The sequence below is a fragment of the Glutamicibacter sp. 363 genome (assembly GCF_052379505.1).
Classification (GTDB): domain Bacteria; phylum Actinomycetota; class Actinomycetes; order Actinomycetales; family Micrococcaceae; genus Glutamicibacter.
Genome location: NZ_JBQSYR010000012.1, coordinates 25,563 through 48,830, shown reverse-complemented (window position 1 = coordinate 48,830; position 23,268 = coordinate 25,563). Strand labels below are relative to the sequence as shown.

General features: G+C 61.5%; 20 protein-coding genes. 8 read left to right on the top strand and 12 right to left on the bottom strand.

The window, feature by feature from the left end; all coding sequences use genetic code 11:
* Positions 1 to 4: 4 nt before the first annotated feature.
* The 7 genes from ACT3UA_RS08875 to ACT3UA_RS08845 all read right to left on the bottom strand — a co-directional run bounded on the left by ACT3UA_RS08875 (position 5) and on the right by ACT3UA_RS08845 (position 7,673).
* Positions 5 to 802, bottom strand: a complete 798-nt coding sequence (locus ACT3UA_RS08875) for an inositol monophosphatase family protein (protein ID WP_096287513.1) — start codon at positions 800 to 802, stop codon at positions 5 to 7.
* Entirely contained in the window at positions 803 to 3,046 is a 2,244-nt protein-coding gene (gene ligA / locus ACT3UA_RS08870; RefSeq protein WP_096287515.1) for an NAD-dependent DNA ligase LigA, read from the bottom strand. It abuts the gene before it with no gap.
* A gap of 87 nt (positions 3,047 to 3,133) precedes the next feature.
* Positions 3,134 to 4,063 (bottom strand): PP2C family protein-serine/threonine phosphatase, encoded by a 930-nt coding sequence (locus ACT3UA_RS08865; protein WP_096287517.1) that lies wholly within the window; start codon positions 4,061 to 4,063, stop codon positions 3,134 to 3,136.
* Entirely contained in the window at positions 4,064 to 5,275 is a 1,212-nt protein-coding gene (locus ACT3UA_RS08860) for an adenylate/guanylate cyclase domain-containing protein (protein WP_096287519.1), read from the bottom strand.
* A complete protein-coding gene (locus tag ACT3UA_RS08855; RefSeq protein WP_096287521.1) occupies positions 5,272 to 5,823 on the bottom strand; it encodes a hypothetical protein in 552 nt (183 codons plus the stop codon). Before ACT3UA_RS08855 ends, ACT3UA_RS08860 begins: the two co-directional genes overlap by 4 nt.
* 86 nt (positions 5,824 to 5,909) lie before the next feature.
* Positions 5,910 to 6,776: a biotin--[acetyl-CoA-carboxylase] ligase gene (locus ACT3UA_RS08850; RefSeq protein ID WP_096287523.1), complete on the bottom strand. Its 867-nt coding sequence runs from the start codon at positions 6,774 to 6,776 to the stop codon at positions 5,910 to 5,912.
* A 39-nt stretch (positions 6,777 to 6,815) separates the two neighbouring features.
* Complete coding sequence (locus tag ACT3UA_RS08845) at positions 6,816 to 7,673, bottom strand: SDR family oxidoreductase (RefSeq protein ID WP_096287525.1); 858 nt, start codon at positions 7,671 to 7,673, stop codon at positions 6,816 to 6,818.
* A 195-nt stretch (positions 7,674 to 7,868) separates the two neighbouring features.
* On the opposite strand from ACT3UA_RS08845, the gene ACT3UA_RS08840 reads away from it, so the two are divergent.
* The 3 genes from ACT3UA_RS08840 (at position 7,869) to ACT3UA_RS08830 (ending at position 11,543) form a co-directional block, all read left to right on the top strand.
* Positions 7,869 to 9,479 (top strand): acyl-CoA carboxylase subunit beta, encoded by a 1,611-nt coding sequence (locus ACT3UA_RS08840; protein ID WP_096287527.1) that lies wholly within the window; start codon positions 7,869 to 7,871, stop codon positions 9,477 to 9,479.
* 46 nt (positions 9,480 to 9,525) lie between these two features.
* Entirely contained in the window at positions 9,526 to 9,744 is a 219-nt protein-coding gene (locus tag ACT3UA_RS08835; RefSeq protein WP_096287529.1) for an acyl-CoA carboxylase epsilon subunit, read from the top strand.
* Between the two features lie 131 nt (positions 9,745 to 9,875).
* A complete protein-coding gene (locus ACT3UA_RS08830; RefSeq protein ID WP_096287531.1) occupies positions 9,876 to 11,543 on the top strand; it encodes a DUF885 domain-containing protein in 1,668 nt (555 codons plus the stop codon).
* Positions 11,544 to 11,604: 61 nt separating this feature from the next.
* Here ACT3UA_RS08830 and ACT3UA_RS08825 read toward each other — a convergent pair whose 3' ends face one another.
* Positions 11,605 to 12,021, bottom strand: coding sequence for a VOC family protein (locus ACT3UA_RS08825; protein WP_096287533.1), 417 nt, complete (start codon positions 12,019 to 12,021; stop codon positions 11,605 to 11,607).
* Positions 12,022 to 12,526: 505 nt separating this feature from the next.
* Between ACT3UA_RS08825 and ACT3UA_RS08820 the strand changes: the two genes are divergently transcribed.
* From ACT3UA_RS08820 to ACT3UA_RS08800, 5 genes are all read left to right on the top strand, one after another.
* Positions 12,527 to 13,909, top strand: a complete 1,383-nt coding sequence (locus ACT3UA_RS08820) for a dicarboxylate/amino acid:cation symporter (RefSeq protein ID WP_176484225.1) — start codon at positions 12,527 to 12,529, stop codon at positions 13,907 to 13,909.
* A gap of 139 nt (positions 13,910 to 14,048) precedes the next feature.
* Positions 14,049 to 14,720, top strand: coding sequence for a TetR family transcriptional regulator (locus tag ACT3UA_RS08815; RefSeq protein ID WP_096287537.1), 672 nt, complete (start codon positions 14,049 to 14,051; stop codon positions 14,718 to 14,720).
* Between the two features lie 3 nt (positions 14,721 to 14,723).
* Positions 14,724 to 18,164: an MMPL family transporter gene (locus tag ACT3UA_RS08810; protein ID WP_444616017.1), complete on the top strand. Its 3,441-nt coding sequence runs from the start codon at positions 14,724 to 14,726 to the stop codon at positions 18,162 to 18,164.
* Positions 18,161 to 18,799: a Maf family protein gene (locus ACT3UA_RS08805; protein ID WP_096287541.1), complete on the top strand. Its 639-nt coding sequence runs from the start codon at positions 18,161 to 18,163 to the stop codon at positions 18,797 to 18,799. Before ACT3UA_RS08810 ends, ACT3UA_RS08805 begins: the two co-directional genes overlap by 4 nt.
* 319 nt (positions 18,800 to 19,118) lie before the next feature.
* Positions 19,119 to 20,891, top strand: coding sequence for an acetyl/propionyl/methylcrotonyl-CoA carboxylase subunit alpha (locus tag ACT3UA_RS08800; protein WP_096287543.1), 1,773 nt, complete (start codon positions 19,119 to 19,121; stop codon positions 20,889 to 20,891).
* Between the two features lie 109 nt (positions 20,892 to 21,000).
* On the opposite strand, the gene ACT3UA_RS08795 is transcribed toward ACT3UA_RS08800, so the two are convergent.
* The 4 genes from ACT3UA_RS08795 to ACT3UA_RS08780 are packed head-to-tail and all read right to left on the bottom strand — an operon-like array spanning position 21,001 to position 23,241.
* A complete protein-coding gene (locus ACT3UA_RS08795) occupies positions 21,001 to 21,279 on the bottom strand; it encodes a hypothetical protein (RefSeq protein WP_096287545.1) in 279 nt (92 codons plus the stop codon).
* A gap of 12 nt (positions 21,280 to 21,291) precedes the next feature.
* Positions 21,292 to 22,068, bottom strand: a complete 777-nt coding sequence (locus ACT3UA_RS08790; RefSeq protein ID WP_255248484.1) for a TM2 domain-containing protein — start codon at positions 22,066 to 22,068, stop codon at positions 21,292 to 21,294.
* A gap of 52 nt (positions 22,069 to 22,120) precedes the next feature.
* Positions 22,121 to 22,768: a DUF3552 domain-containing protein gene (locus tag ACT3UA_RS08785; protein WP_096287549.1), complete on the bottom strand. Its 648-nt coding sequence runs from the start codon at positions 22,766 to 22,768 to the stop codon at positions 22,121 to 22,123.
* A 2-nt stretch (positions 22,769 to 22,770) separates the two neighbouring features.
* A complete protein-coding gene (locus tag ACT3UA_RS08780) occupies positions 22,771 to 23,241 on the bottom strand; it encodes a hypothetical protein (RefSeq protein WP_096287551.1) in 471 nt (156 codons plus the stop codon).
* Positions 23,242 to 23,268 lie beyond the last annotated feature (27 nt).

Sequence of the window (23,268 nt, the reverse complement as noted above, 5' to 3'; positions counted from 1 at the left end):
TGCGCTAGGGATTGACCAGCTTCTCGGTATCTACAAGTCCGGCGTACTGCCATCCCGGATATCCCACGGGGCGACCCACCGGGGTCCCCGTTTCTTCGGCAATCAAAGCACCGGCCGCCCAATCGTATTCCTGGGTGCCAAATTCTGCGTACGCGTCTAGGGAGCCCTCGGCGACCAAACACAGATCCAGTGCCGCCGAACCGATTCGACGGATATTCACAAAATCAGGCAGCAATTCCTGCAAGACCCCGAGTTGGAAGCCGCGGCGTTCTGCGTCATAGCCGAAACCGGTGCCCAACAACTTGGCGTCGGACTCGACCGGTCCGGCGAGCTTGGTGATCTTCTTGGTGCGCAAATCATGCTTCCAAGCTCCCAGTCCACGGCCGGCGAAGTATTCGACTTGCAAGGCCGGAGCGACAATAGCCGCCGCCAACCACAAATCGGTTCCATCCTCTTGCTTCTGGCACACACCCACCGATGAGCAGTAGTAGGCGATGTTGCGAACAAAGTTCGTGGTGCCGTCGAGCGGGTCGATGCTCCAGCGGAAGCCGCTGGGATTGCTCGGCTTCTGGCTCGGATATTCCTCGCCGGTCAGTTCGTCGTTGGGGCGCGTGGTGGTGATCGTGGCGCGAATGGCTTCTTCGGCGGCCCGGTCAAAGTCGGTGACCCAGTCCCCCGCCGCAGATTTCTCATCAACGTTGAACTTTTCCACATCACGCTTGGAGAGCACCTCGGCGCCGGCCGCCGCTGCGCGGCGTGCTACGAGCACCAGCGGGTCGTGTGCGGCCTTGTTGTTTTCCACTTAGACTCCTTGATTTGCTGTCAATGCAACTTCGCGTGCCGCGTCGGGGCCCTGCTCGAGCAGAACGACAAAGCCTGATTCGTCCAATACCGGCACCCCGAGCGACTGCGCCTTATCCAGCTTTGACCCGGCGGCTTCCCCGGCTACGAGGAAATCGGTCTTTTTCGACACGCTTCCGGTGGCCTTGCCGCCGCGGATGATAATGCCTTCCTTAGCGGTGTCCCGGGAGAAATTCTCCAGAGTACCGGTGACCACAATGGCCAGTCCTTCAAGGTGCTTGATGACGTTTTCATCTTGTTCGTCGTGCATCTTCACCCCGGCGGCCTGCCAACTGGCGACGATGTCACGGTGCCAGTCAACCTTGAACCAGTCCACCAGCGCTTCGGCGATAATCGAACCCACCGAATCGATCTGGCTCAGTTCCTCCACCGCGTTAGCTGATTCGAGGGCCTCTAGCACCGCGTCCATGGATCCGTAGCGGGTAGCGATCGCACGCGAAGCGTTGGGACCCACATGACGGATCGACAAAGCGACCAGCACGCGCCAGAGCGGGTTGCTCTTGGCTTTTTCCAGTTCGTCAAAGAGCTTCTCGGTGCCTTTGGTGGCAACCGAGGGCTTTTTGGCGGTGGGCTTGGTGAAGAAGTACGGCACCAGTTCAAATTCCCCGGTGCCCTCTCCCTTGGCGCGCTTCTCCCGCCACACCTTGACCTCGGCAAGCTGTTCCAGCTTGTCCTTCAGGTCAAAAAGCTCGGCTTCATTGCGCAGCGGGCCGGGGCCCGCCGGGAGGATGACACCACCCTGGGTGGCTGGGTCTTCTCCGGGGCCGCTGGTCAAGGCCGCGGCTGCCTCGTAGCCCAGAGCCTCGATGTCCAGGGCGCTGCGCCCGCCTAGATAGGCCACGCGTTCGGTGAGCTGAGCCGGGCAAGATTCGGCGTTGAGGCAACGGATATCGACGTCGCCCTCCTTGGCCGGAGCCAGCCGCTGGCCACAGGATGGGCATTCGGCGGGCATCACGAAGTCCCGCAGGCCCTCATTGCCTTCACGCAAGGCGAGGACCGGGCCGACGATCTCCGGGATCACGTCTCCGGCTTTGCGCAAGATGACCGTGTCACCGATCTGCACATTTTTTGCCTTGACCACTTCCTGGTTGTGCAAGGTTGCGCGGGCAACCGTGGATCCGGCCACGAGCACCGGTTCCATGACCCCGAAGGGGGTCACTCGTCCGGTGCGTCCGACCTGCACCTGAATGTCGAGCAGTTTGGTGTGGACCTCTTCGGGCGGGTATTTATAGGCCACAGCCCAGCGTGGGACGCGGGAGGTATAACCGAGCTGTTCCTGAGTAGCCAGGTCATCGACCTTGATGACAATACCGTCAATATCATGGATCAGTTCATGGCGCTTTTCGCCATTCTCGGCAATATAGTCCGTAACCTCGGCACGCGAGCTGACGACGCGGCCATAGGGCGAGACCGGAAGGCCCCAATCGCGCATCAGTTCATAGGCCTCGGACTGGTGGGTCATTGCGAAGTCCCGGCTGCGTCCGAGCCCATGCACGAACATCCGCAACGGGCGCTTGGCGGTCTGCTGCGGGTCTTTTTGCCGAAGCGAGCCCGCGGCGGCATTGCGTGGGTTCGCCAACGGTGCTTTGCCTTCGGCGATCAGCATCTCGTTGTAGGCGTTGAAGTCCTTGGTGGCAATGTAAACCTCACCGCGCACCTCGAATTCTTGCGGGTAGCCGGACCCGGTGAGTTCTTGCGGGATATCGGAGATGGTCAGCGCGTTGTGCGTGACGTCTTCACCGGTGGTTCCATCTCCGCGGGTCACCGCGCGCACCAGTTTCCCGTCCCGATAGGTCAGGTTCAGCGCCAATCCATCGATTTTGACTTCGCACAGCCAGCTAACCGGAAATTCGGGACGTAGCTTCGTGGCATTCGCTTGGGCTCGTTCGAGCCAGACATCGAGCTCTTCAAGCGTGAAAACATCTTCCAGTGAGTACATGCGGCTTGCGTGCTTGACCGGCGCAAAGGCGCTGCTGACTTCGCCGCCCACCTCGAGTGTGGGTGAATCCTGCCCCATGAGTATTGGGTATTGGCTCTCCACCAGCTGGAGTTCGTGGAATAGCGCGTCGTAGTCCGCGTCGGGAACCAGCGGAGCGTCCTGCTGGTAGTAAGCCTCGCGATGTGCGCGGATCTGTTCCACCAGCGTCTCATAGCGTTCTCGAACGCTATCCGGTGGGGTCCTCATTGAGTCTGCTGGTGTTACTGGATTTTCACTCACGTATCCAATTGTGCCCCACCGGTCCTACGCTTTGGCCTCTAGCGCGCCCGGTATTCAGGAACCGGTGTCAGGCAACACATCGATGACTACCACCGCGATGTTGTCACGGCCTCCGGCTTCCAATGCCGCTTGGGTCAGAACCTGGGTAGCCTCTTGGCGGTCGGGGTGGTTGATCAGGAGTTCTTGGATGTTCATCTCCGTCAGCTCCCCGCTCAGCCCATCGCTGCACAGCAGGTAGCGGTCGCCGATGCGTGGCTGGAGCACCGTGAGATCGGGCTGGCTATCGGCACCGGCCCCCAGCGCCCGGGTGATGAGGTTCCGGTGCGGATGGCTGCGTGCCTCGGCTTCGGTGATCTGCCCGGCATCAACCATTTCCTGTACGGCCGAATGATCCCGGGTGAGCTGTCGCAATTCCTGCCCACGCAGGCGATACCCTCGCGAGTCCCCGACATTCACCAATAGCAGGCTCGTGTATTCGCCAGTGCTCTGGGTTTCCGCGCTGACCTTCTCGGTCCGGGCGCGGTGTTCGGCCAGCATCTCGGGGGTGATCTTGCTGAGCACGTCGGTGTTCTGGCTCATTTTGAAGCTGCCGGTCCATGGGGGAACCACCATTGGCTGGCTGATCTGGTCTTGCCCCGGGCCGGAGCTGCGCACCAGCGCCAAGGCGCAGAGGGTCGTGCCGCCGCGGGACTCCAGGGCATCTCGAATGCGGTCATCGATCAGTTGGATCTGGCGTTGGATCTGTTCCACGGTGGGAAGACGCGGCACGACGGTCTTGAAGCTGAAGGTATTGAGCTCTTCGAGGGTCTCCACCGCCAGCTGGCTTGCGACCTCGCCGGCCTCGTGTCCGCCCATGCCGTCGGCTACCGCCTGGATCACGTCGGTGATCAGGATACGGTCCTGATTGTCCTGGCGTTTCAGGCCCACGTGGGTCTGCCCGCTCACCGCGAGGCGGAAGCTTTCTGCGTGCTGTTCGGTTTCCATTTAGTCCAGCACCAGCCTGCCACCCTCGCCAGCGGAGAGTTCATAGGGTTGAATATCGCCAAAACCACGCACCGAGGTAACTTCTTGCGCGGTCAGGATGAATCGGGCATCTTGTTTCAGGGTATTGGCGGTCACCGCATCGGTCAGCACCATGCCAGGCTCGGCAAGGGAAGTCAGCCGAGCGGCGAGGTTCACCGTTGGACCGTAGATATCTCCCAGGCGGGAAAGCAATCGTCCCCACACCACGGCCACGCGAGTGCGTGGCAAGAGCTCATCCGCTTCGAACTCGCGCGACAGGGCCAAGGAGATCTGGGCACCGGCCTGCGGGGTTTCGGCAACGTATAGGACTTCGTCGCCAATGGTTTTAACCAAGCGACCGCCGCCGACCGAAATGATTTCGGCGCTCTTGGACTCGAAGCGCTGCACCATTTGCGCCAAGGTGCGCTCATTCATCCGGCGAGAGAGCGAGGTGTAGGAAACCAAATCGGCAAAACCTACCGCGCGGGCAAGCGGCAACGGGGTGCCATCGCTGTCGCTGGAGTCCTGGTTGTAGGCTGCCACCCCGGCCTCGGCGCGCAGGGCCAGCCGGTGGATGCCGGCATTGAGCTGTCGGCGCCATGAATAAACCAGCAGTTCTTCCAGCGGGCCGATGAGTTCGGGCAGGCTCTCGAGCAGTTGACGGCGAGCTTGCCGGTCGCTCATATTCTGGTTGGCGACCATATCCTCGACGATCGCCTCGACCTGCCAGACGACCATCCGGTCGGTCATCTGGCCGACCGAGCGCATCAGCGAGATCGCGGTTTCGTCGGTGAGCTTGCCTTCGCGGACCAGGTCGACCATGGTCTTCAGCGCTTCGGTGTCTCGGCCGCTGAAGAAGACCTCATCGTCGCCGAGTTCGGGGAAGCCCATGGCGCGCCAAAGTTTGCGCGCCGAAAGCAGCGAGACCCCCGCGTCGGCGGCGACTTCTCGTCGCTTGAATTCGCGTTGTCCACCGATGAGCCGTTTTTCCAATTCGGCCATGTGGTTCTTGACCGCGTCCGAAGCATGGTCCGGGACCTGCAGGGGACTCTCCATTGCCTGCGCAAGTTCCGCAATCGGGTCCAGCTCCGCCGGGATCTCATGGTTTGCCGTATGTCCCCGAGCCTCGCGTACGGCTTCGGAGGCCGCCAATGGGGTATCTGGGCGTGATGGATTGGAGTTGTCGGTGCTCATTGTCCAATGCCCTCACTGTTCGATGCATCTACCTGGGAGTTCGATGACTGCTGATTATGCAAGTTGCTCATCATTTCGATGGCCAACGTGCGGAAATAAGATACTGCGGGCACATGCATAATACGCACATGTCCATGGCTTAAGACAACGTCCAAGGCCCCGGGTTTCGTGATCGCAGCTTGTTGTTTGGTATGCGCAATTACGTCACGCACGGAATAAAGTCCAACAGATTCAAGGTCCGCACGCCCAAAAGAGGTCCGGAACAAGATTCTCTCGGTGGTTAAGATGATGCAGCTGCGAAGCCAACGCACCCACGGCGTCACGCACCAAATCAGCACCAGAATGAACCAGAGCACCAGGCTGAGAACCATCCATAGATCGGATTCGCTCGCAAGCCAGTCCGAGAGGTCATTGCGTGAAAGGTAGCCCAGCAGGAACGCGCACCCGGCGGTGAGGAATAAAAAGACGGCAAAAGGTTGGCGTAGCACTCGGGAATGTTCTCGGGTCTTGACGACCACGCGCTCCCTGTCATGTAACGGCACCTTCATCGTCTAGTTCCTCGCCCCTCCTACCGTAGGTTCTTCTGTACAGTCTTCTCCTCTAATACTAGTCCGCGTATTCTGTGCTTCGCCTGTTACGCGTATTTGCCGTCGGCGCGCCGCACGTGGTGCACGTCGCCTGCCAAGATTCGCTGGCTTTGCCCCGAAGCATTTTCCACCACTAGCGCTCCATCCGCGGCCAGCTGCACCGCACGTCCGAGCAGCTGCGAGCCATCAGGGAATTCGACCCGGACATCCTGCTCCAGGGTGGCTAGGCGAGCCGCGACGAGGTCGCGCAAGGACCGGCCGGAATATTCTCCGAGCGACGCTGTGCTCTGCCCTCCCACCGCGCGAAAAGCGGCATCCAGTGCGGTGAAGCGGCGCAGATACTCGGCGAGCAGCTCGCCGCGGTCTACCCGGGTGCCGCTGGCTAGACGCAGCGAGGTTGCCGTGGCGACGGGAAGCTCCGAGGCTTCTTGGTCGACATTGATCCCGGTTCCAACGACTACCGCGAATCCTTGCGGCGTCTGCACTAGCTGGGCCAGAATTCCACAGATTTTCCGGTCTCCGGCAAGCAGATCATTGGGCCATTTGATGCGCGCCTGCACCGGCGCCAGTTCCTCTACGGCCTGCGACCAGGCCAGTGCCGCCAGCATGGTGTACCAGGATAAGGACTCTGGCTCCATCGCGCTGCCCGGTGAGGCAAGTACGCTGAGCGTGATAGCCGACCCGGCCGGCGTCACCCATTCGCGGCCCAACCGCCCTTTGCCCTGCTGCTGATGCTCACTGAATAGGACGCTCAGGTGCCCGGCGGCGCCGGAGCTTGCCAGCTGGGCAAGCTCGGTGTTGGTGGAACCCGAGGTAGCGAGGACCTTGATAAATCCCAGCCGCAGTTGCGCGGCCAATTCATGAAGCGGCACCGGGTCCAGTGCCGCGCGTGCCGGGGATGATTCAGGATTCATCCTTCAACTCTATGACACGCGCGGCGTCGAACTTCGGTTCTAAAGGAAAATGTCCTCGATGAGTTGGGCCTGGGGATTCACCGAGTACTTTTCCAGGTCGGTTACCCCGGAAAGCTCTAGCACCTGGGTGTCGGTGAAGAAATTCCCGCTCACCGAGGACGGATTGCTGGCCAAGATGCACAGCGCCGCGTCCGCTACGATGTCCGTGGTGCGGGCTGCCTGAATCATTTTCATTCCGCCTGGCAAGCTACGGATGGCCGCGGTATCGATGAGGGTCGCCGGCCACAGGGAATTCACCCCGACGCCATCTTCCTTGAGCTCTTCGGCCAGCCCGAGGGTGGTCAATGACATGCCGTATTTGGCCATCGTGTAGCCCAGGTGCAGGCCCGCCCAATGCGGGTCGAGGTTCAGCGGCGGCGACAAGGTGAGAATATGCGCGTGCTTCGATTGACGCAGGTAGGGAAGTGCGGTTTTGGACAGCAGGAAGGTCCCGCGCACGTTGATGTCCTGCATCAGGTCGTAGCGCTTCATATCCAGGTCATCCGTTTTGGCCAGGTTGATAGCGGAGGCGTTGTTGATGACGATGTCGATGCCGCCGAATGCTTCGACCGCCGCATCAACCACGCGCTGGACGTCAGAATCTTCACGCACGTCTCCGACTACCGCCAGCCCCTGGCCTCCGGCGGCGTTGATCTTCGCTACCGCAGAATGGATGGTGCCTTCCAGGGTGGGGTGTGGCGTGTCTGTCTTTGAGAGCAAGACAATATTTGCTCCGGCTTTTGCCGCAGCTTCGGCGATGGCCAATCCGATGCCGCGGCTTCCACCGCTCATCACGATGGTTCGGCCGCTAAGTTGTAAAATGTCAGGGGCGATGTCGGCTCGCGATTCATTAGTCATGTGACCTAGATTACGCGATGCTGGCGCACTAAGCTACTCATGAGTAACTTATTCTGGCGTGCTCCACGTTCTCCTCGGGGCCAATTTGTAAGTTTCCTACAACAAAAACCGAAATTTTCCCGGTTAGACTGACTTAGTTGGCATTTTTCTTGTGCCATTCCTACACATAAGACAAAACCCGAGGGAGTCGAAGGCATGACGCAGGGCCGTACCGAGACGGAAGAATCAATCGATCTGTCCACCACCGCCGGCAAGCTTGCCGAATTCCGCCGCCGCCAGAATCTGGCACAGGCGCCTTCGGGTGAAGCCGCCATCGAAAAGCAGCACGCTCGCGGCAAGCACACCGCACGCGAACGCATTGAGCTGCTGATGGACGAAGACTCCTTCGTCGAATTTGATGCCCTCGCAGTGCACCGCTCCACCGCCTTCGGCATGGAAAAGAAGAAACCTCTGGGCGATGGGCTCGTTTCCGGCTACGGCACCGTAGATGGCCGCCTTGTCGCCGTGTACTCGCAGGACTTCACCGTCTACGGCGGCTCCCTCTCCAAGGTCAATGGCGAGAAAATCGTCAAGGTCCAGGAATTCGCGCTGCGCAACGGCTGCCCGGTCGTCGGCATCCTCGACGGCGGCGGAGCACGCATCCAGGAAGGTGTCGCCTCGCTGGCCATGTTCGCGGACATCTTCCGCAACAACGTCCACGCCTCCGGCGTCGTCCCGCAGATTTCCCTGATCATGGGCCCAAGCGCCGGCGGCGCGGCCTACTCCCCCGCACTGACCGACTACGTGATCATGGTCGACAAGACCAGCCACATGTTCATCACCGGCCCCGACGTCATCAAGACCGTCACCGGCGAAGAGATCGATATGGAGTCCCTTGGCGGTGCACGCCAGCACAACGCGAACACCGGCACCTCCACCTATTTGGCCACCGACGAGGAAGACGCCGTGGAGTTCTGCAAGGAACTGCTGGACTTCCTGCCTTCCTCGAACCTCGCCGACGGGATTGTCGCCGAATTCGACGAGGACCTGGAACTCAACGACGATGATCTGTCCCTGGACACATTAATTCCTGATTCCGCGAACCAGCCATATGACATGCGCAAGGTGATCGAGTCGGTTGTCGATGACGCTCACTTCTTCGAGATGCAGGCGCTCTACGCGCCAAACGTCATGATCGGCTACGCCCGCGTCGAGGGGCGCACCGTAGGCGTGGTCGCCAACCAGCCAATGCAGTTTGCCGGCACCCTGGATATCGCCGCCTCGGAGAAGGCAGCCCGCTTCGTGCGCAATTGCGATGCCTTCAATATCCCGATCCTGACCTTTGTGGACGTCCCGGGCTTCCTGCCCGGCAAGGACCAGGAATTCCAGGGCATCATCCGCCGCGGCGCGAAGCTGCTCTATGCCTACGCCGAGGCCACCGTGCCGAAGCTGACCGTCATCACCCGCAAGGCCTACGGCGGAGCGTACATCGTGATGGGCTCCAAGAAGCTTGGCGCAGACCTCAACCTGGCGTGGCCCACGGCGCAGATTGGCGTGATGGGCGCCCAGGGCGCGGTGAATATTCTCTATCGCCGCGATCTGGCCGCGGTAGAAGCCGAAGGCGGCGACGTCGAGGAGCGCCGCAAGCAAATCATCGAAGACTACGAAGCGGAACTGCTCAACCCGTACCAGGCCGCCGAGCTTGGCTACATCGATGCGGTGATCGCCCCGAGCGAGACCCGCCTGCAGCTAGTGCGCGGGCTGCGCGCGCTGCGCGACAAGCATGTGACCCTGCCTCCAAAGAAGCACGGCAATATCCCGCTGTAAGCGGCGGACTCATTGACCAGCAACTAATTTTCTCAAGGAGTAGCCTGTGCCCGAGCAAAGCACCGCCAATGCGGCCGCCCTCATTACCGTGACCAAGGGCAAGCCCAGCGCCGAGGAACTCGCGGCGGTCACCGCGCTGCTCGCGGCGATGGGCACCGCCGCACCGGCAGCAAGCGAAACCCCAGCCGAACCACAACGCGTAGCACGCATTCGCAAGCGCCGCGCGCTGACTCCCCGCCTCGGCTGGAGCTTAGGCCGACGCTAGAGGCAGCTGGTATTGCACCCCGGCGTTCTGTCGAAAGACAGGGCTCCGGGGTTTATCGCATTCCAAACAAGTGTGCCGGCAATTACCCAATACTCTTCAACAAATCTTTCATATCTATTAGTGTTAGCTCCATGACATCCACTGCTACGCAGCGCGTGCCGACGGGCATCGACGCCATTGCGGAAAATTTCTTTGCCAAGACTCTCGAATTAGTTCCGGAGTACGGCGTTTCATTCGGACTCCCCGGTTACGAGTCGGCCTATTCCGACTACTCGCCCAGGGGCACCGATCAGCAGATCGAGCTATCGCGGGAGACTCTCGCGGAACTTGAGGCGGCGAAGCCACAAGATGACATCGACTCGGTCACCCTCGATGCGATGCAGGAGCGGCTCGGCCTGGATCTGGAAATCCAGCTGACCGGACGCACCGAGCTGAACAATATCGCCTGCGCGGCGCAGGAAATCCGTTCGGTCTTCGACCTCATGCCGCAGCAGAGCGCAGCGGACTTCGCATTTGTGGCCGCCCGGCTTGCCAACGTCCCGCAGGCGATTGACGGCTACATCGCCTCATTGCGCGATTCGGCCTCCAAGGGGTTGGTGTCGGCTAAGCGTCAGGTGAATATCGTCGCCGGCCAGTGCCGGGATTATGCAAAAGACGGTGGGTTCTTCGATCGGCTAGCCACCTCCGGTGCCGAGCAAGACCCCGAGCTCGCCGAGTCGCTGAACGCCGGAGCGTCCCTGGCGAAGAACGCCTACCTGAAGCTTGCGCAAATGCTTCGGGAAGAACTGCTGGCGCAGGCCCCCGAGGAGGATGCGGCAGGCCGTGAATACTACGCGTTGATGTCCCGCCGCTTTCTGGGTGCATCGGTTGATTTGGACGAGACCTACGCCTGGGGAGTCGGCGAGCTAGATGCGATCATCGCGGAGCAGCAGCGCGTGGCCGAACTGATCAAGCCCGGCGCCTCCATCGAGGAAGCCAAGACGATCCTCAACGCTGATGCGGCGCGCAAGCTGGACGGCACCGAGGCCCTGAAGAGCTGGATGCAGGACAAAGCCGACAAGGCGATTGCCGAGCTGCGCGACAGGCACTTCGATATTCCAGCCCCGATGGATCGAATCGAGTGCCTGATCGCCCCGACAGAAGACGGGGGAATCTACTACACCGGGCCCTCGGAAGATTTCACCCGCCCCGGACGCATGTGGTGGTCGGTGCCGCCGGGCGAAGACCAGTTCTCCACCTGGTCGGAGCTGACCACCGTGTACCACGAAGGGGTACCGGGCCATCACCTGCAGATAGGTACCGCGCAAATGCAGGCGAACACGCTCAATAGCTGGCGCCGGCTGCTCTGCTGGGTTTCCGGACACGGCGAGGGGTGGGCGCTGTATTCCGAGAGGCTGATGCACAAGCTGGGTTACCTCGATGATCCGGGCGACTATCTGGGCATGCTTGATGCCCAACGCATTCGTGCGGCCCGCGTGGTCTTCGACATTGGCGTGCATCTGGGCCTGGCGGTTCCTCCCCAGTGGGGCACCGGAACCTGGGACGCCGATAACGGGTATGAGTTCTTGCAGAAGAATCTTGATCTCACTGAGGGCCAGCTGGACTTCGAATACAACCGCTACCTCGGTTGGCCGGGCCAGGCCCCCAGCTATAAAATCGGCCAGCGGCTCTGGGAACAGGCCCGCGACGAGGTTGCCGCCCGCGATGGCGGGCAATTCGAGCTCAAGGACTTCCACACCAAGGCGCTGAAACTCGGCTCGGTGGGACTTGATACGCTCAACCGCGCCCTGCTGAGCTAGGCAGCTAGCCAAGCCGTTGGCTGCCGGGGATTCCCGGCAGCCAACGGCTCCTGCCGCGTCATTAACCGCGGTAGTTGGACAGCTGGATCAGATTTCCGCAGGTGTCATCCAATACGGCAGTGGTCACCGGGCCCATCTCTGTGGGTTCCTGGGTGAACCGCACGCCCAGGGCGCGCAAACGCTCATATTCGGACCGGACATCGTCAACCGCGAATGAGGTCAGCGGAATGCCATCGGCGAAAAGAGCCGCCTGGAATGGTCGCGCCGCCGGATGCTCGGCAGGTTCCAGCAGGACCTCGACGCCTGCCTCATCTTCTGGCGAGACAAGTGTCAGCCATTTGAATTCACCCACCGGCACATCGTGCTTCTTCACAAATCCGAGAATTTCGGTGTAGAAATTTCGGTGTAGAAATTTCGGTGTAGAAATTTCGGCCTTCGCCTGGTCATCAACCATGACGCTAGTGATATATACCCGCATGATTTCTCCGATGTTCGTCGTCGCACGCCTAAGGCGAATCCCCTAGCGGCATCCAATCTACCGACTTTCAAAGCCAATTGGTCATCGTCAATAGCCGGCGGACCGACCCCTGCGCAGGCGGTGCGGTTGGCCAGTACGCGGTGCCATTCCATTGCGTGCAGCCCGGAGCCCAAGAACTGCTGAGACCGTTCGTTGCGCGTTTTCGTCTGGCGCCGACCGTTCGTACTGCCATCTTGTATTTCACCGGCAATAACCAAATCCTTGGAAGCATAATTGCCTACGAAAATCCATCCGAACACCGCTGGCGGAGACTTCCGGCATGCCGCGCAGGGCCCCTCCGAATGCCGGGGCACTCGGAGTAATCCGCAAAACACCTCTGGATTTCAGCCCAGATCGGTGACCGGTCGCACAGTAATTGAGCTGTCAATAACGGAATAATCCAGAATCGTAATGTTGCGTAACTTTAACTGCGATGGTTGGCGTTTTCCGGCATACCGTTTTAGTCATGTCTAACACCGCACCTTCATCCCGACTGCCTCGTTGGATGACCAGTTTCGGTCCGCAGATTATCGCTGCGTTGATCGTCGGTCTGATCCTCGGCCTGGTCGCCAAGTACACCGGCAGCACTTCCGAGGAACCCAACGCGCTCGGTGAAGCCCTGCAGATCATCGGCTCCAGCTACGTTGCCCTGCTGCGCACGGCCGTCATCCCGCTCATTTTCTTCGCAGTGGTTGCTTCCATTGCCAATCTGGCACAGGTGACAAATGCTGCACGCCTGGCCTGGCAGACCCTGCTGTGGTTCGGCATCACCGCGCTGATCTCCGTGACCATCGGCATGGGACTGGGCGTGCTGATGCAGCCCGGCGCCAATACCGGCCAAAGCGCACCGGCCGAGTACGACGGCAAGACCGGCGACTGGCTCGGATTCCTGACCGGGCTGATCCCTTCGAACTTCCTGGGCCTGGGCGCAAGCACCAAGCTCGCCGAGGATGCGGCCACCACCTCGATCAGCTTCAATGTGCTGCAGATCCTGGTGATCGCCATCGCCGTGGGCATTGCCGCGCTGAAGGTCGGCAAGGCGGCCGAACCATTCCTGGCCTTCTCCGCCTCGATCCTCGCGATCATCCAAAAGGTGCTGTGGTGGATTATTCGCATCGCCCCGCTCGGCACCGTTGGCCTGATCGGCAACGCCGTCGCAAGCTACGGCTGGGACACCATTGGGGCGCTGGGCAAGTTCACCCTCGCCATCTACATCGGTCTGGCCCTGGTGCTCTTCGCCCTCTACCCCATCCTGGTTCGCTCCCACGGCCTTTCCATCAAGCAGTACTTCTCCGGGGTGTGGCCCGCGGTGCAGCTCGGTTTCGTCTCCCGCTCCTCCATCGGCACGCTGCCGCTGACTCAGCGCGTGACCGAACGCAACCTCGGCGTGCCCTCGGGCTACGCATCCTTCGCCGTCCCCTTGGGTGCAACCACCAAGATGGATGGTTGCGCAGCCATCTATCCGGCGATTGCCGCCACCTTCGTGGCGCAGTTCTTCGGAATTGACCTCGGCGTGACCGACTACCTGCTAATTGCCCTGGTTTCGGTTCTGGGCTCGGCTGCTACTGCCGGCACGACCGGAGCGGTAGTGATGCTGACATTGACCCTCTCCACCCTTGGACTTCCGCTGGCCGGCGTTGGCCTGCTGCTCGCGGTTGATCCGATTGTTGACATGGGCCGCACCGCGGTCAACGTGGCCGGCCAGGCCTTGGTCCCAACGATTGTCGCCAAGCGCGAAGGCATCTTGGATGCGGAGCTGTACAACGCCCCACGCAATGGCAATCCATTCGCCGACGACAGCATCGCGGCCACCCAGGATCAGTCGGCGGCAACGTCGGCAAATGCCTAGTTCCCCTCAGGTCCGAGCGGCCTGAGCAGCACCCAGCGGTCGGCATCCTCCCATCAGGAGGATGCCGACCGCTTTTTCGTGGGGCAGAACACAACTCCCCACTTTGCACAGCGTGCAAGTTTGCACGTAGTGTAATTACGTGACTTCCAATGGCACCGGCACGCGCCGCGAACTCAATAGGCAGGCGACGCATCAGGCGATCGTCGACGCCGCCCTTCGACTGCTGCGCGAGGGGCACGGCACGGCGATCACCGCCACCCAAATCGCCGAAATTGCCGGCATTTCCCGGCGCACCCTGTTCAATTATTTCCCCTCCGTAGATGCAATCTTGTCCTACCCCCTGCACGCGGTGCTCGAACACATGGTCGAGACATTAACTCCCCTGACCGACCAGCTGCCACTGATGCAAGCAGTGGTCCGCGCCTTGGAATCCGAGCGGGCCACCGAGCTTTTGGGGCAGGTCGCGCAATTCGGCGCCTATCTGCGCCGGCAGGAAAACGGAACCTGCTACCCGCCGAATTTCATTGCCTGGCAAAGCGCCACCGGCGACGTCATCGCCAAAATAGCCGCCCGGTACCCGCATACCGATGCCTACTCCATCCGCGTGTTCACGCATGCCATCCTCGGGGCCGGGCAAGCGGCCTTCGATACGTGGATCGACCAGCTGCCCGAGCCGGATGCGACCGGGCTGCACGTTTCCGACGAACTCATCTCTTCCTTCCATCGGCTCATCACCCGGGCCATGGAAACACTCGATGCGGGTTTCAACTCGCTGCCATTGACCGCACCAAACTCGCTCAAGGAAGACTAAGCCATGGCTACGTTCCTTTACCGCCTCGCCTCGTGGGCCCACAGGCACCGTTTCCGCATGCTCTCCATGTGGATTGCGGCGTTTATCGCCATCGGCGTCTGTGCCAGCCTGTTCATGGGGCAGCTGTCGAACACCTTCACCCTGCCGGGCACCGAAACCCAGCGCACCATGGACCGGATGAAGGAAGAACTCCCCGATCTTGCCGGCGGACAGGGCACCATCGTCTTCCGTGAAGGTTCAAACCGCGAGTTGAACGCGGACCAGAAATCGGCGATCCAGGACTCCCTGGATCAGCTGGCCTTGCATCCGCAGGTCGTCGAGGCCATGAGCCCCTTCGAACTGCAGAAACAGCTTGATGACGCCAAGCCCGAGCTGGACAACGCCCAACAAGAACTGGTGGACGGGCAGAAAGAACTCGACGATGCCAAGGAACAGGTAGCTAACGGCAAGGTACAGCTCGCGGACGGCCAAAAGAAGATCACCGAGGGCTGGTCCGAACTTTTCGATGGCACCAAGGAAATCGAGGACGCCGAGCCGCAGATCGCCGCGGCCGAAAAGAAGCTGGCCGCCGGTTGGAATGAGCTACGCGCCGGTGAAACCCAGCTGAACAGCGGGCAGGCGCAGCTGAACGACGGCGAAAAGAAATACAAGGCGGGCCTCGCCGAATACAATGCGGGATTCGAAAAGTACCAGTCCGGGCGGAGCCAGTTCGAGGCCGGAGAAAAGCAGCTCGATCAGGCAGAGGCGCAGCTGAACGCAGGCGAGGAAGAATACCGGGCGGGGCTGGACAAGCTTCTGGACGGCAAGTCCCGCAGCCAATTTGACAAGGAACTAGTTGCCGGCAAAGAGCAGGCCACCGAGGGCCTGGCGAAGGCCGAAGAGGGCCTGAAGACCATTGAACCGCAAATCTCGGAACTGGAATCCCAGATCCCCGGAGTCGAACAGGCGCTCAAACAGGCCGAAGCCGAGGGTGACGAAGCCCTGATTCGCGAGTACACCGAAAAGCTGACGGCACTGCAGGGCGGCCTCGCCGAACTGAACGCCGCCAAGCTGCAGGCCACCGAGGGCAAAGCTCAGGCCAGCGCCGCGCTGAAGCAGATCGACCAGGCCGAGGCGGGCCTGAAGCAGCTGGATGCCGCGCGCAAGGAATTGGATGCCGGGGCCACCCAGGCCGCCGAAGGCCGCCAGGAGCTCGAGGCTAGCCGCGGCGAACTGGCCTCCGCCAAAAAGCAGCTTGACCAGGCCAAGGCACAGCTTGCCTCGGGCAAGCAAGAAATCGATGCGAACAAGTCAAAGCTGGCGCAGGCGCGTGCCGAAGTTGAATCCGGCCGCGCCGAGCTCAACGCCGGACAGGCAGAATTCGACAAGCAAAAGGCTGCCTTCGTAGCCGGCAAAGCGCAGCTGGCGGACGCAGAGAAACAGCTGCGCGAGTCCGAAACGACGATCAAGGAAAAGACCAAAGAGCTCGAAGAGGGCGAAAAAGACATCGCCAAGGGAGAAAAAGACCTCGATAGCGGACGAGCCGAACTTGAGTTCGCCTCCCGCCAGGTAGGCGCCAGCGGGGACATGCGTTTCGTCTCCGAAGATGGCTCCACCGCCGTCTCCCAAGTCAGTTTCCGCATCGCGACCGACGCATTGACCGCGTCGGATCGTGAAGCCATCACCGCAATCGCCAGCGGGCCGCAGTCCACCGGTGTCGAGGTGCTCTTCTCCAAGGAAATCCTGCAGGACATTTCGGAGGTCTTCGGCACCGCCGAAATCATCGGCGTGGTGATCGCCGCCGTAGTCCTGCTGGTCATGCTCGGCACCCTGATCGCCGCCGGCTTGCCGCTCTTGCTCGCCCTGCTGGGTGTTGGCGCCGGGGTGGGCACCACGCTTGCCTTCTCCTCGATGTTCACCATGGCCTCGATTACCCCCGCATTGGCTTTGATGCTGGGACTCGCGGTGGGAATCGACTACGCGCTGTTCATCATTCACCGCCACCGCACGCAGTTGCTCTCCGGCATGGAGGTCGGCGAATCGATCGCCCGCGCGGTGGGTACCAGCGGCAATGCCGTAGTCTTCGCCGGGCTGACGGTCATCATCGCGCTGTCCGCCCTCGCGGTTCCGGGTCTGCCGTTCTTGACGGTGCTCGGACTCTCCGCGGCCTTTACCGTGCTCTGCTCGGTGTTGCTGAACATCACGCTGCTCCCCGCGCTGCTGGCCATGGCCGGCTCCAAGCTGGTGTCCAAGCGTGCCCGGAAAAAGGTGGACAAGCCGGTGGCCAAGGAACCTGTCTCGGCGCGCTGGGTCCGCCTGGTCACCAAGATCGCGATTCCCGTGTCGCTGCTGGTGGTCGTGGTGCTCGGCGCCATTTCGATCCCGGTATCGCAGATGCGTACCGCCTTGCCCGATGGCAGCGCCGAAGCCGCCGACTCGCAGGCCTTCCAGGCCTATCAGCAGACCAGCGACAAGTTCGGCGCCGGCTACAATGGCCCGCTGCTGGTCCTCGCGGACCTTCCCGCAGACCTATCCGAGCGGCAGGCCGAATCCAAGTCATTGGATATCGCAGACATGCTCCGTGAATACGACGGCGTGGTCGCCGCCATCCCGGTGACCATGACCGAAGACAGGTCGCTGTCCGCGATCCAGGTGATCCCGGCAGATGGTCCCGCCTCCGCCGCCACCGAAGCGCTGGTGCACGAGCTGCGCGACGATGCCCAGAGGATCAACGATGCCACGGGCGCCAAGATCGCGGTGACCGGCCAGGTCGCAGCGCAGATCGATGTCTCGGAGAAGGTGACCTCAGCCTTGCCGCCGTATCTGGCCATCGTGGTGGGGCTCTCGCTGGTCCTGCTCTTGCTGGTCTTCCGATCGGTAGTGGTTCCGCTGTTGGCAACCGGTGGCTTCCTGCTTTCGCTGGCTGCGGCCTTCGGGGCCAGCGTCATGGTCTATCAGTTCGGCTGGATGGGTTCGGTCTTCGACGTCAATGTCCCCGGCCCGCTGCTGAGCTTCCTGCCGATCCTGCTCACCGGCATCCTCTTCGGTTTGGCCATGGACTATCAGGTGTTCCTGGTATCGGCGATGCGTGAGCACTACGCCCACGGATTGTCGGCCAGGGACGCGGTGCGCTCGGGATTCTCCATGGCCGCCCCGGTGGTGACCGCGGCCGCGTTGATCATGATCGCGGTATTTGCCGGATTCATCTTCTCCCACCTGTCAATGATTCGGCCGTTGGGCTTCGCCTTGGCCACCGGGGTGCTCTTTGATGCCTTCGTGGTACGCATGACGCTGATTCCAGCGATTATGCACCTGCTGGGCGACAAGGCTTGGTACCTGCCGAAATGGCTGGATAAGATCCTTCCAGACGTGGATGTCGAGGGCGCAAAGCTCAATGAGATGCTGGACCGCAAGGCCGAGCGGCCGCTCGGCGAAGCTTCGGCCAAGGAAGAGGTAACCGTATGACCGCTAGCAAAAAGAGCGCCCGGCTGCTGCTGGCCTCCGCCTCCGCTGGGCGGCAGAAGTTATTGTCCGATGCCGGGCTGGCCTTCGGAACCCAAGTCTCGCGCGTTGACGAGGATGCCGTGCTGGCAGCCGCCGTGAGCGCCGGCGGAGCGCAAAGCCCGGAAGCAACCGCGCTGCTCCTGGCCCGGGCCAAGGCCGAGAACGTCGCCGCAGGTGAGCACCCCGAGGGCACAGTGGTGCTGGGGTGCGACTCCGTCTTCGAGCTCGATGGCGTAGCCTATGGCAAGCCCTATACCGCCGAGGTGGCCCGCGAACGCTGGCAGCAGCTCAGTGGCGCCACCGGCATCCTGCATTCCGGGCATTGGCTGGTCGACACCGACGCCCCGCAAAGCGCGAGGGGACGTGTCTCCTCGACCACCGTGCACTTCGCCGAGGTCAGCGACGAGGAAATCGAAGCCTACGTGGCCAGCGGTGAACCGCTGCCCTGTGCCGGCGCATTCACCATCGATGGCTTGGCCTCGGCCTTCATCGAGTCCATCGAAGGGAACTTCCAAAACGTGGTGGGTCTGGATATCTTCGTGCTGCGCGAGCTGCTGGCGGAAGCCGGAATCCCGATTGTGAGCCTCTGGAAGTAGCCATCTCCCGCCGCGTCCCTGTCCAAGATTTATTCTCGGACAGGGACGCGGTGTTTAACAATCCCCCTCGAATCCGTTGGCCGCCGGTTCACCGGTTTGCCCCGCGGAAGAGGGTGAAACGAAGCGTGGAATACGGTGCCTGTTAGGCCTCAGGACATCAGGAGTTTCGTCTTTGGACCAAATGACAGCACATTTTGTAGGAACCCTCCAAAAATATCGGCCTAACACCCCAGATTTTCCGGATAAGTACATATACTTCCCACAAAGCCGATAGGCTCCTAGGTGAGAAACCCTAATTTTTTATAGACAAGGTTCACCCATGAATCCATTGACGAAGGTGCTAATCGCCAACCGCGGCGAGATTGCAGTGCGAATTATCCGCGCAGCACGCGATGAAGGAATCGAATCGGTTGCGATCTACTCCGACTCGGACCGCGATGCGCTGCACGTGCGCCTGGCAGATGAAGCCTACGCACTGGGCGGCACCACCGCCGCCGAATCCTACCTTCGTATCGAGAAGATTCTGGATATCGCACAGCGTTCCGGCGCCGACGCGATCCACCCCGGCTACGGCTTCCTGGCCGAGAACGCCGATTTCGCCCAGGCCGTTATCGACGCTGGCCTGACCTGGATTGGCCCCAGCCCGGATTCCATCGACCAGCTGGGCGACAAGGTCAAGGCGCGCCATATCGCCGAGAAGGTGGGCGCTCCCCTGGTTCCGGGAACCAAGGATCCGGTCGCTTCGGCCGAAGAGGTCTACGCATTCGCCGACGAGTTCGGCTTGCCGCTGGCCATCAAGGCCGCCTACGGCGGCGGCGGACGCGGCATCAAGGTGGTGCGCAACCGCGAAGACATCGGCGAGCTCTACGAGTCCGCCGTGCGTGAAGCCATCGCGGCCTTCGGCCGCGGCGAATGCTTCGTCGAGCGCTTCCTGGATGCCCCGCGCCACGTGGAAACCCAGTGCCTGGCCGACATCCAGGGCAACGTCGTGGTGGTCTCCACTCGCGACTGCTCCTTGCAGCGCCGCAACCAGAAGCTTGTCGAGGAGGCCCCGGCGCCGTTCCTGAGCGAAGCGCAGATCACCCGGCTCTACGAATCCTCCAAGGCGATCCTGCGCGAGGCGAAGTACACCGGTGCCGGCACCTGTGAATTCCTCGTGGGACAGGATGGCGTCATTTCCTTCCTCGAGGTCAACACCCGCCTGCAGGTGGAGCACACCGTCTCCGAAGAGGTCACCGGGCTGGATCTGGTCCGCGAGCAGTTCCGCATCGCCCGTGGAGAAGAGCTCGGCTACACGGACCCCGAGGTCCGCGGCCACTCCTTCGAGTTCCGCATCAACGGCGAAGACGCCGGACGCGGATTCGTCCCCACCCCTGGCACCATCACCAAGATGACTCTGCCTACCGGCCCCGGCGTGCGCGTGGATTCCGGCGTCGAAGCCGGCGAGAGCGTCTCGGGCAACTTTGACTCGATGATCTCGAAGCTGATCGTCACCGGTTCCACCCGTGAGATCGCCGCGGCCCGCGCCCGCCGCGCGCTGGAAGAATTCCAGCTCGAAGGCATGGCCACGGTGCTGCCATTCCACCGCGCGGTGATGAGCGATGCGGCCTTCGTGCCCGAATCCGGGCCTTTTACGGTGCATACCCGGTGGATCGAAACCGAATTCGCCACCGTCATCGAGCCGCACCCGATGCCGCAGGTCGAGGCGGAAGAAGCTGCAGAGCGCACCTCGGTCACCGTTGAGGTTGCCGGCAAGCGCTTGGAAGTCACCTTACCCTCCTCGCTGGGCGCGGCATCTGCCGCCGCGAATGACAAGGCTGCCAAGAAGAAGCGCAAGCCGGGCCGCAAGGCCGGGGCCGCCGCTGGAAACAGTGCCGAGCTGCGCTCGCCCATGCAGGGAACCATCGTGAAGGTAGCCGTTGAAAGCGGTGGCACCGTAGCCGAAGGCGACTTGATCGTGGTGCTCGAAGCGATGAAGATGGAGCAGCCAATCACCGCGCACCGCGCTGGCAAGATCGAGGGCTTGGAAGTCAGCCCCGGTGAATCATTGTCCTCCGGCGCCGTGATCGCTTCGATCGTCGACGCCGACTAATCTAGCAGGCAATGCAAAGCCGGGCTTGTTTGACCTTGGATTTCAAGGTCAAACAAGCCCGGCTTTTGCTTTCTGCCCCGGCCCTTCCCTGCCGGAATCTTGGAGGTGGCTACTCCAGGTTCTCCGGTCCGGCTTTGGCTTCCTGCGCTTTTCCGGTTTGTGCAACGTACCGCTTGTAGGTGCGCAAGGCGCTCAAGTGCATGAAGAAGAGCACTATCTGCACTAATGCGACCAGTACCCAGACTCCGGTGATCAGGTAGTTGGGCTCCGCCCCGCGTGTGGCTTCGTCAATGTTGTCCAGAATGTTGGAGGCGGCAATGGCCAGGCAACCGGTGAGGAACATAGCAGATACAAGGACTTCCGCCTTTTTGGACAGCAGATATTTCATTGTCCCCCGGCCCTACCGCAGCTCTTCGATGGTGACGGTCCACCCGCTGAAGTTCGCCGCATTGACGTCCAGGTAGTAAGTGCCCGCGCTCTTATGGAGGGCAGTTTCATCCTCTGCAGGGCCATCAAGCATGACCTCGGGAAGACCTCCGTCTTCGAGCAGCACGATCCCTTCTTCCAAGACGTAGATGGCACCGATGGCGAAATCCTCGCCGCCGGCGAACGAGTACGTCATGCGGGCTTCCGCGCCAGTCAGCTCGAAGGTGGAGCTGGATTTGTCGGTTCCGCCTTCCATCGTGACCACTTCTTGCCAGGTTGCAGCCTCTTCGACGGCTTCGCCGACCGGGTCTTCGGCTTCTTCTTCTGTTTCAGCCGGGGCTGCTGCCGCGGAGCTGGGATCTGCCTGCTGCGACACCGCCGGCACGTCTGCGGCCGTCTTGGCAAGCATTGCGGCACTGCTACCGCCCGACACCATCCCCACCACCAGCAACGCGGCGGTGACAATCCACGCAACGAGCCGGTGCTTAGCGTAGCCGTCCAGCAACCTGCCGGACTTGTCGCGCATTGAGCCGGTCAGGATGATGATCCAGTCGATCAGCACCCACACTCCCAGACCACCAAAGGTCAAGAGCTTCAGCACTCCGGTACCGATCTTGCCGAGATAGAACCGGTCCACTCCGAGGAACCCGAAGAACAAGGACAAGAGCCAGGTGGCGACAAATGATTTTGCTGGCGCTTGGTCACCGGGATAACCCGGAGCCCCATAAGCCTGCTGAATATGGTTGGACATGATATTCCTCAATCTCGCAGCTAGAAGCTGCGTCATAGGTAGTGATGATCAGTTATTGCTTGGTCCAGGTACCGCAACGGCTCAGCTCGAGGTCTTGGCCTTTGCCCACGGTGACCGAAGGACGTCCGCCGCCCGGGATGTCATTGTCGATGATGTCCCCATTGGTCCCTGTTTTGAGCACTGCCCAATAGCAGTCGCTGGAGACTGGCGCGTCAGACCTGTAGGTTCCGGCCTTGATATCCACGCCAATGGTCCACACGCCGTTGCTGACGGTATTGGCTTCTTTCTCGTCCTCGGCCTTGCCGACGGCTTTCTCGCGTTCGGCCAGCGCAACGTCGATTTCATCCAGCTCCTCCTTGCGCTCGTCGAGCCCCTTGGATCTGGAATCCAGCTCGTCGCTGCGCTCAGCCAGCTCGGCTTCCCGGGTTTCGGTTTCGTCCCGGTACTCGTCGAGTTCTTGCCGCACCTCGTCGCGCGCCTCCTCGAAGGCATCCCGTTCGCCTTCCACGACGGACTTCTCGGCCCCCAGAGCGGCGTATTCCTCGCTCTGGGTCGGATCCATGCTGTCGGTTCCGACAAGGAAACCGACGGCCAGCGTTCCCAGCAGGACCACGAGCGCCAGCAAAGGTTTGAACCATCCGCGGCGCTTTCGGTTGACGTGCGAAGAATCAGCTGTGGAGGATTGCTCGGTGGAATTCATGGTTACCGCTCCTTTTCTAGAAGAATGTCCACCCCGGAGTCGGGGTGGTAGGACCAGGAAATTGCCACGCCGTCCCAGCTGTCGTCTTGGCGGCCATCCAGCGCCCGGGTGCTGTCGATCTTGCTGATCACCGATCCGGGGACCTCCAGCCCGGCCAGCACGCAGGCAATCTGCGCGAAGTCCTCCGTTCCGGAATCCCAGACGTCACTGCCTTTGCTGTCCAGCTGCAGCGCCTCGCCGTCATCCAGCACGAGAAAGCCTTCCGCGGAAACTTCGCATTCGTCGGCAACCTGGGCAAAATCGGGCCCGCCGGCAAACAGTCCAGGGTTCGACATGCCGGCAACCGCCAGCGCACCGATGAGGCAACCGGCAACTCCCCCAATTGCTGCCGGGAGCATCCACCGTCGCGGCAAGCGCGTTGCTTGCTCCAATTCGCTGGTTTCAGTTGGCGGTTGGTCGGCTGTCTCCGACATGTCGCTACCTCCTGGAAAGTGATGAGA

Coding starts and splice junctions, on each gene's coding strand:
- ACT3UA_RS08780 (WP_096287551.1), bottom strand. CDS start 23,241: ATGTCGGAGACAGCCGACCAACCGCCAACTGAAACCAGCGAATTGGAG.
- ACT3UA_RS08810 (WP_444616017.1), top strand. CDS start 14,724: ATGGCTACGTTCCTTTACCGCCTCGCCTCGTGGGCCCACAGGCACCGT.
- ACT3UA_RS08800 (WP_096287543.1), top strand. CDS start 19,119: ATGAATCCATTGACGAAGGTGCTAATCGCCAACCGCGGCGAGATTGCA.
- ACT3UA_RS08825 (WP_096287533.1), bottom strand. CDS start 12,021: ATGCGGGTATATATCACTAGCGTCATGGTTGATGACCAGGCGAAGGCC.
- ACT3UA_RS08840 (WP_096287527.1), top strand. CDS start 7,869: ATGACGCAGGGCCGTACCGAGACGGAAGAATCAATCGATCTGTCCACC.
- ACT3UA_RS08795 (WP_096287545.1), bottom strand. CDS start 21,279: ATGAAATATCTGCTGTCCAAAAAGGCGGAAGTCCTTGTATCTGCTATG.
- ACT3UA_RS08785 (WP_096287549.1), bottom strand. CDS start 22,768: ATGAATTCCACCGAGCAATCCTCCACAGCTGATTCTTCGCACGTCAAC.
- ACT3UA_RS08805 (WP_096287541.1), top strand. CDS start 18,161: ATGACCGCTAGCAAAAAGAGCGCCCGGCTGCTGCTGGCCTCCGCCTCC.
- ACT3UA_RS08790 (WP_255248484.1), bottom strand. CDS start 22,068: ATGTCCAACCATATTCAGCAGGCTTATGGGGCTCCGGGTTATCCCGGT.
- ligA (WP_096287515.1), bottom strand. CDS start 3,046: ATGAGGACCCCACCGGATAGCGTTCGAGAACGCTATGAGACGCTGGTG.
- ACT3UA_RS08855 (WP_096287521.1), bottom strand. CDS start 5,823: ATGAAGGTGCCGTTACATGACAGGGAGCGCGTGGTCGTCAAGACCCGA.
- ACT3UA_RS08820 (WP_176484225.1), top strand. CDS start 12,527: ATGTCTAACACCGCACCTTCATCCCGACTGCCTCGTTGGATGACCAGT.
- ACT3UA_RS08850 (WP_096287523.1), bottom strand. CDS start 6,776: ATGAATCCTGAATCATCCCCGGCACGCGCGGCACTGGACCCGGTGCCG.
- ACT3UA_RS08865 (WP_096287517.1), bottom strand. CDS start 4,063: ATGGAAACCGAACAGCACGCAGAAAGCTTCCGCCTCGCGGTGAGCGGG.
- ACT3UA_RS08830 (WP_096287531.1), top strand. CDS start 9,876: ATGACATCCACTGCTACGCAGCGCGTGCCGACGGGCATCGACGCCATT.
- ACT3UA_RS08845 (WP_096287525.1), bottom strand. CDS start 7,673: ATGACTAATGAATCGCGAGCCGACATCGCCCCTGACATTTTACAACTT.
- ACT3UA_RS08860 (WP_096287519.1), bottom strand. CDS start 5,275: ATGAGCACCGACAACTCCAATCCATCACGCCCAGATACCCCATTGGCG.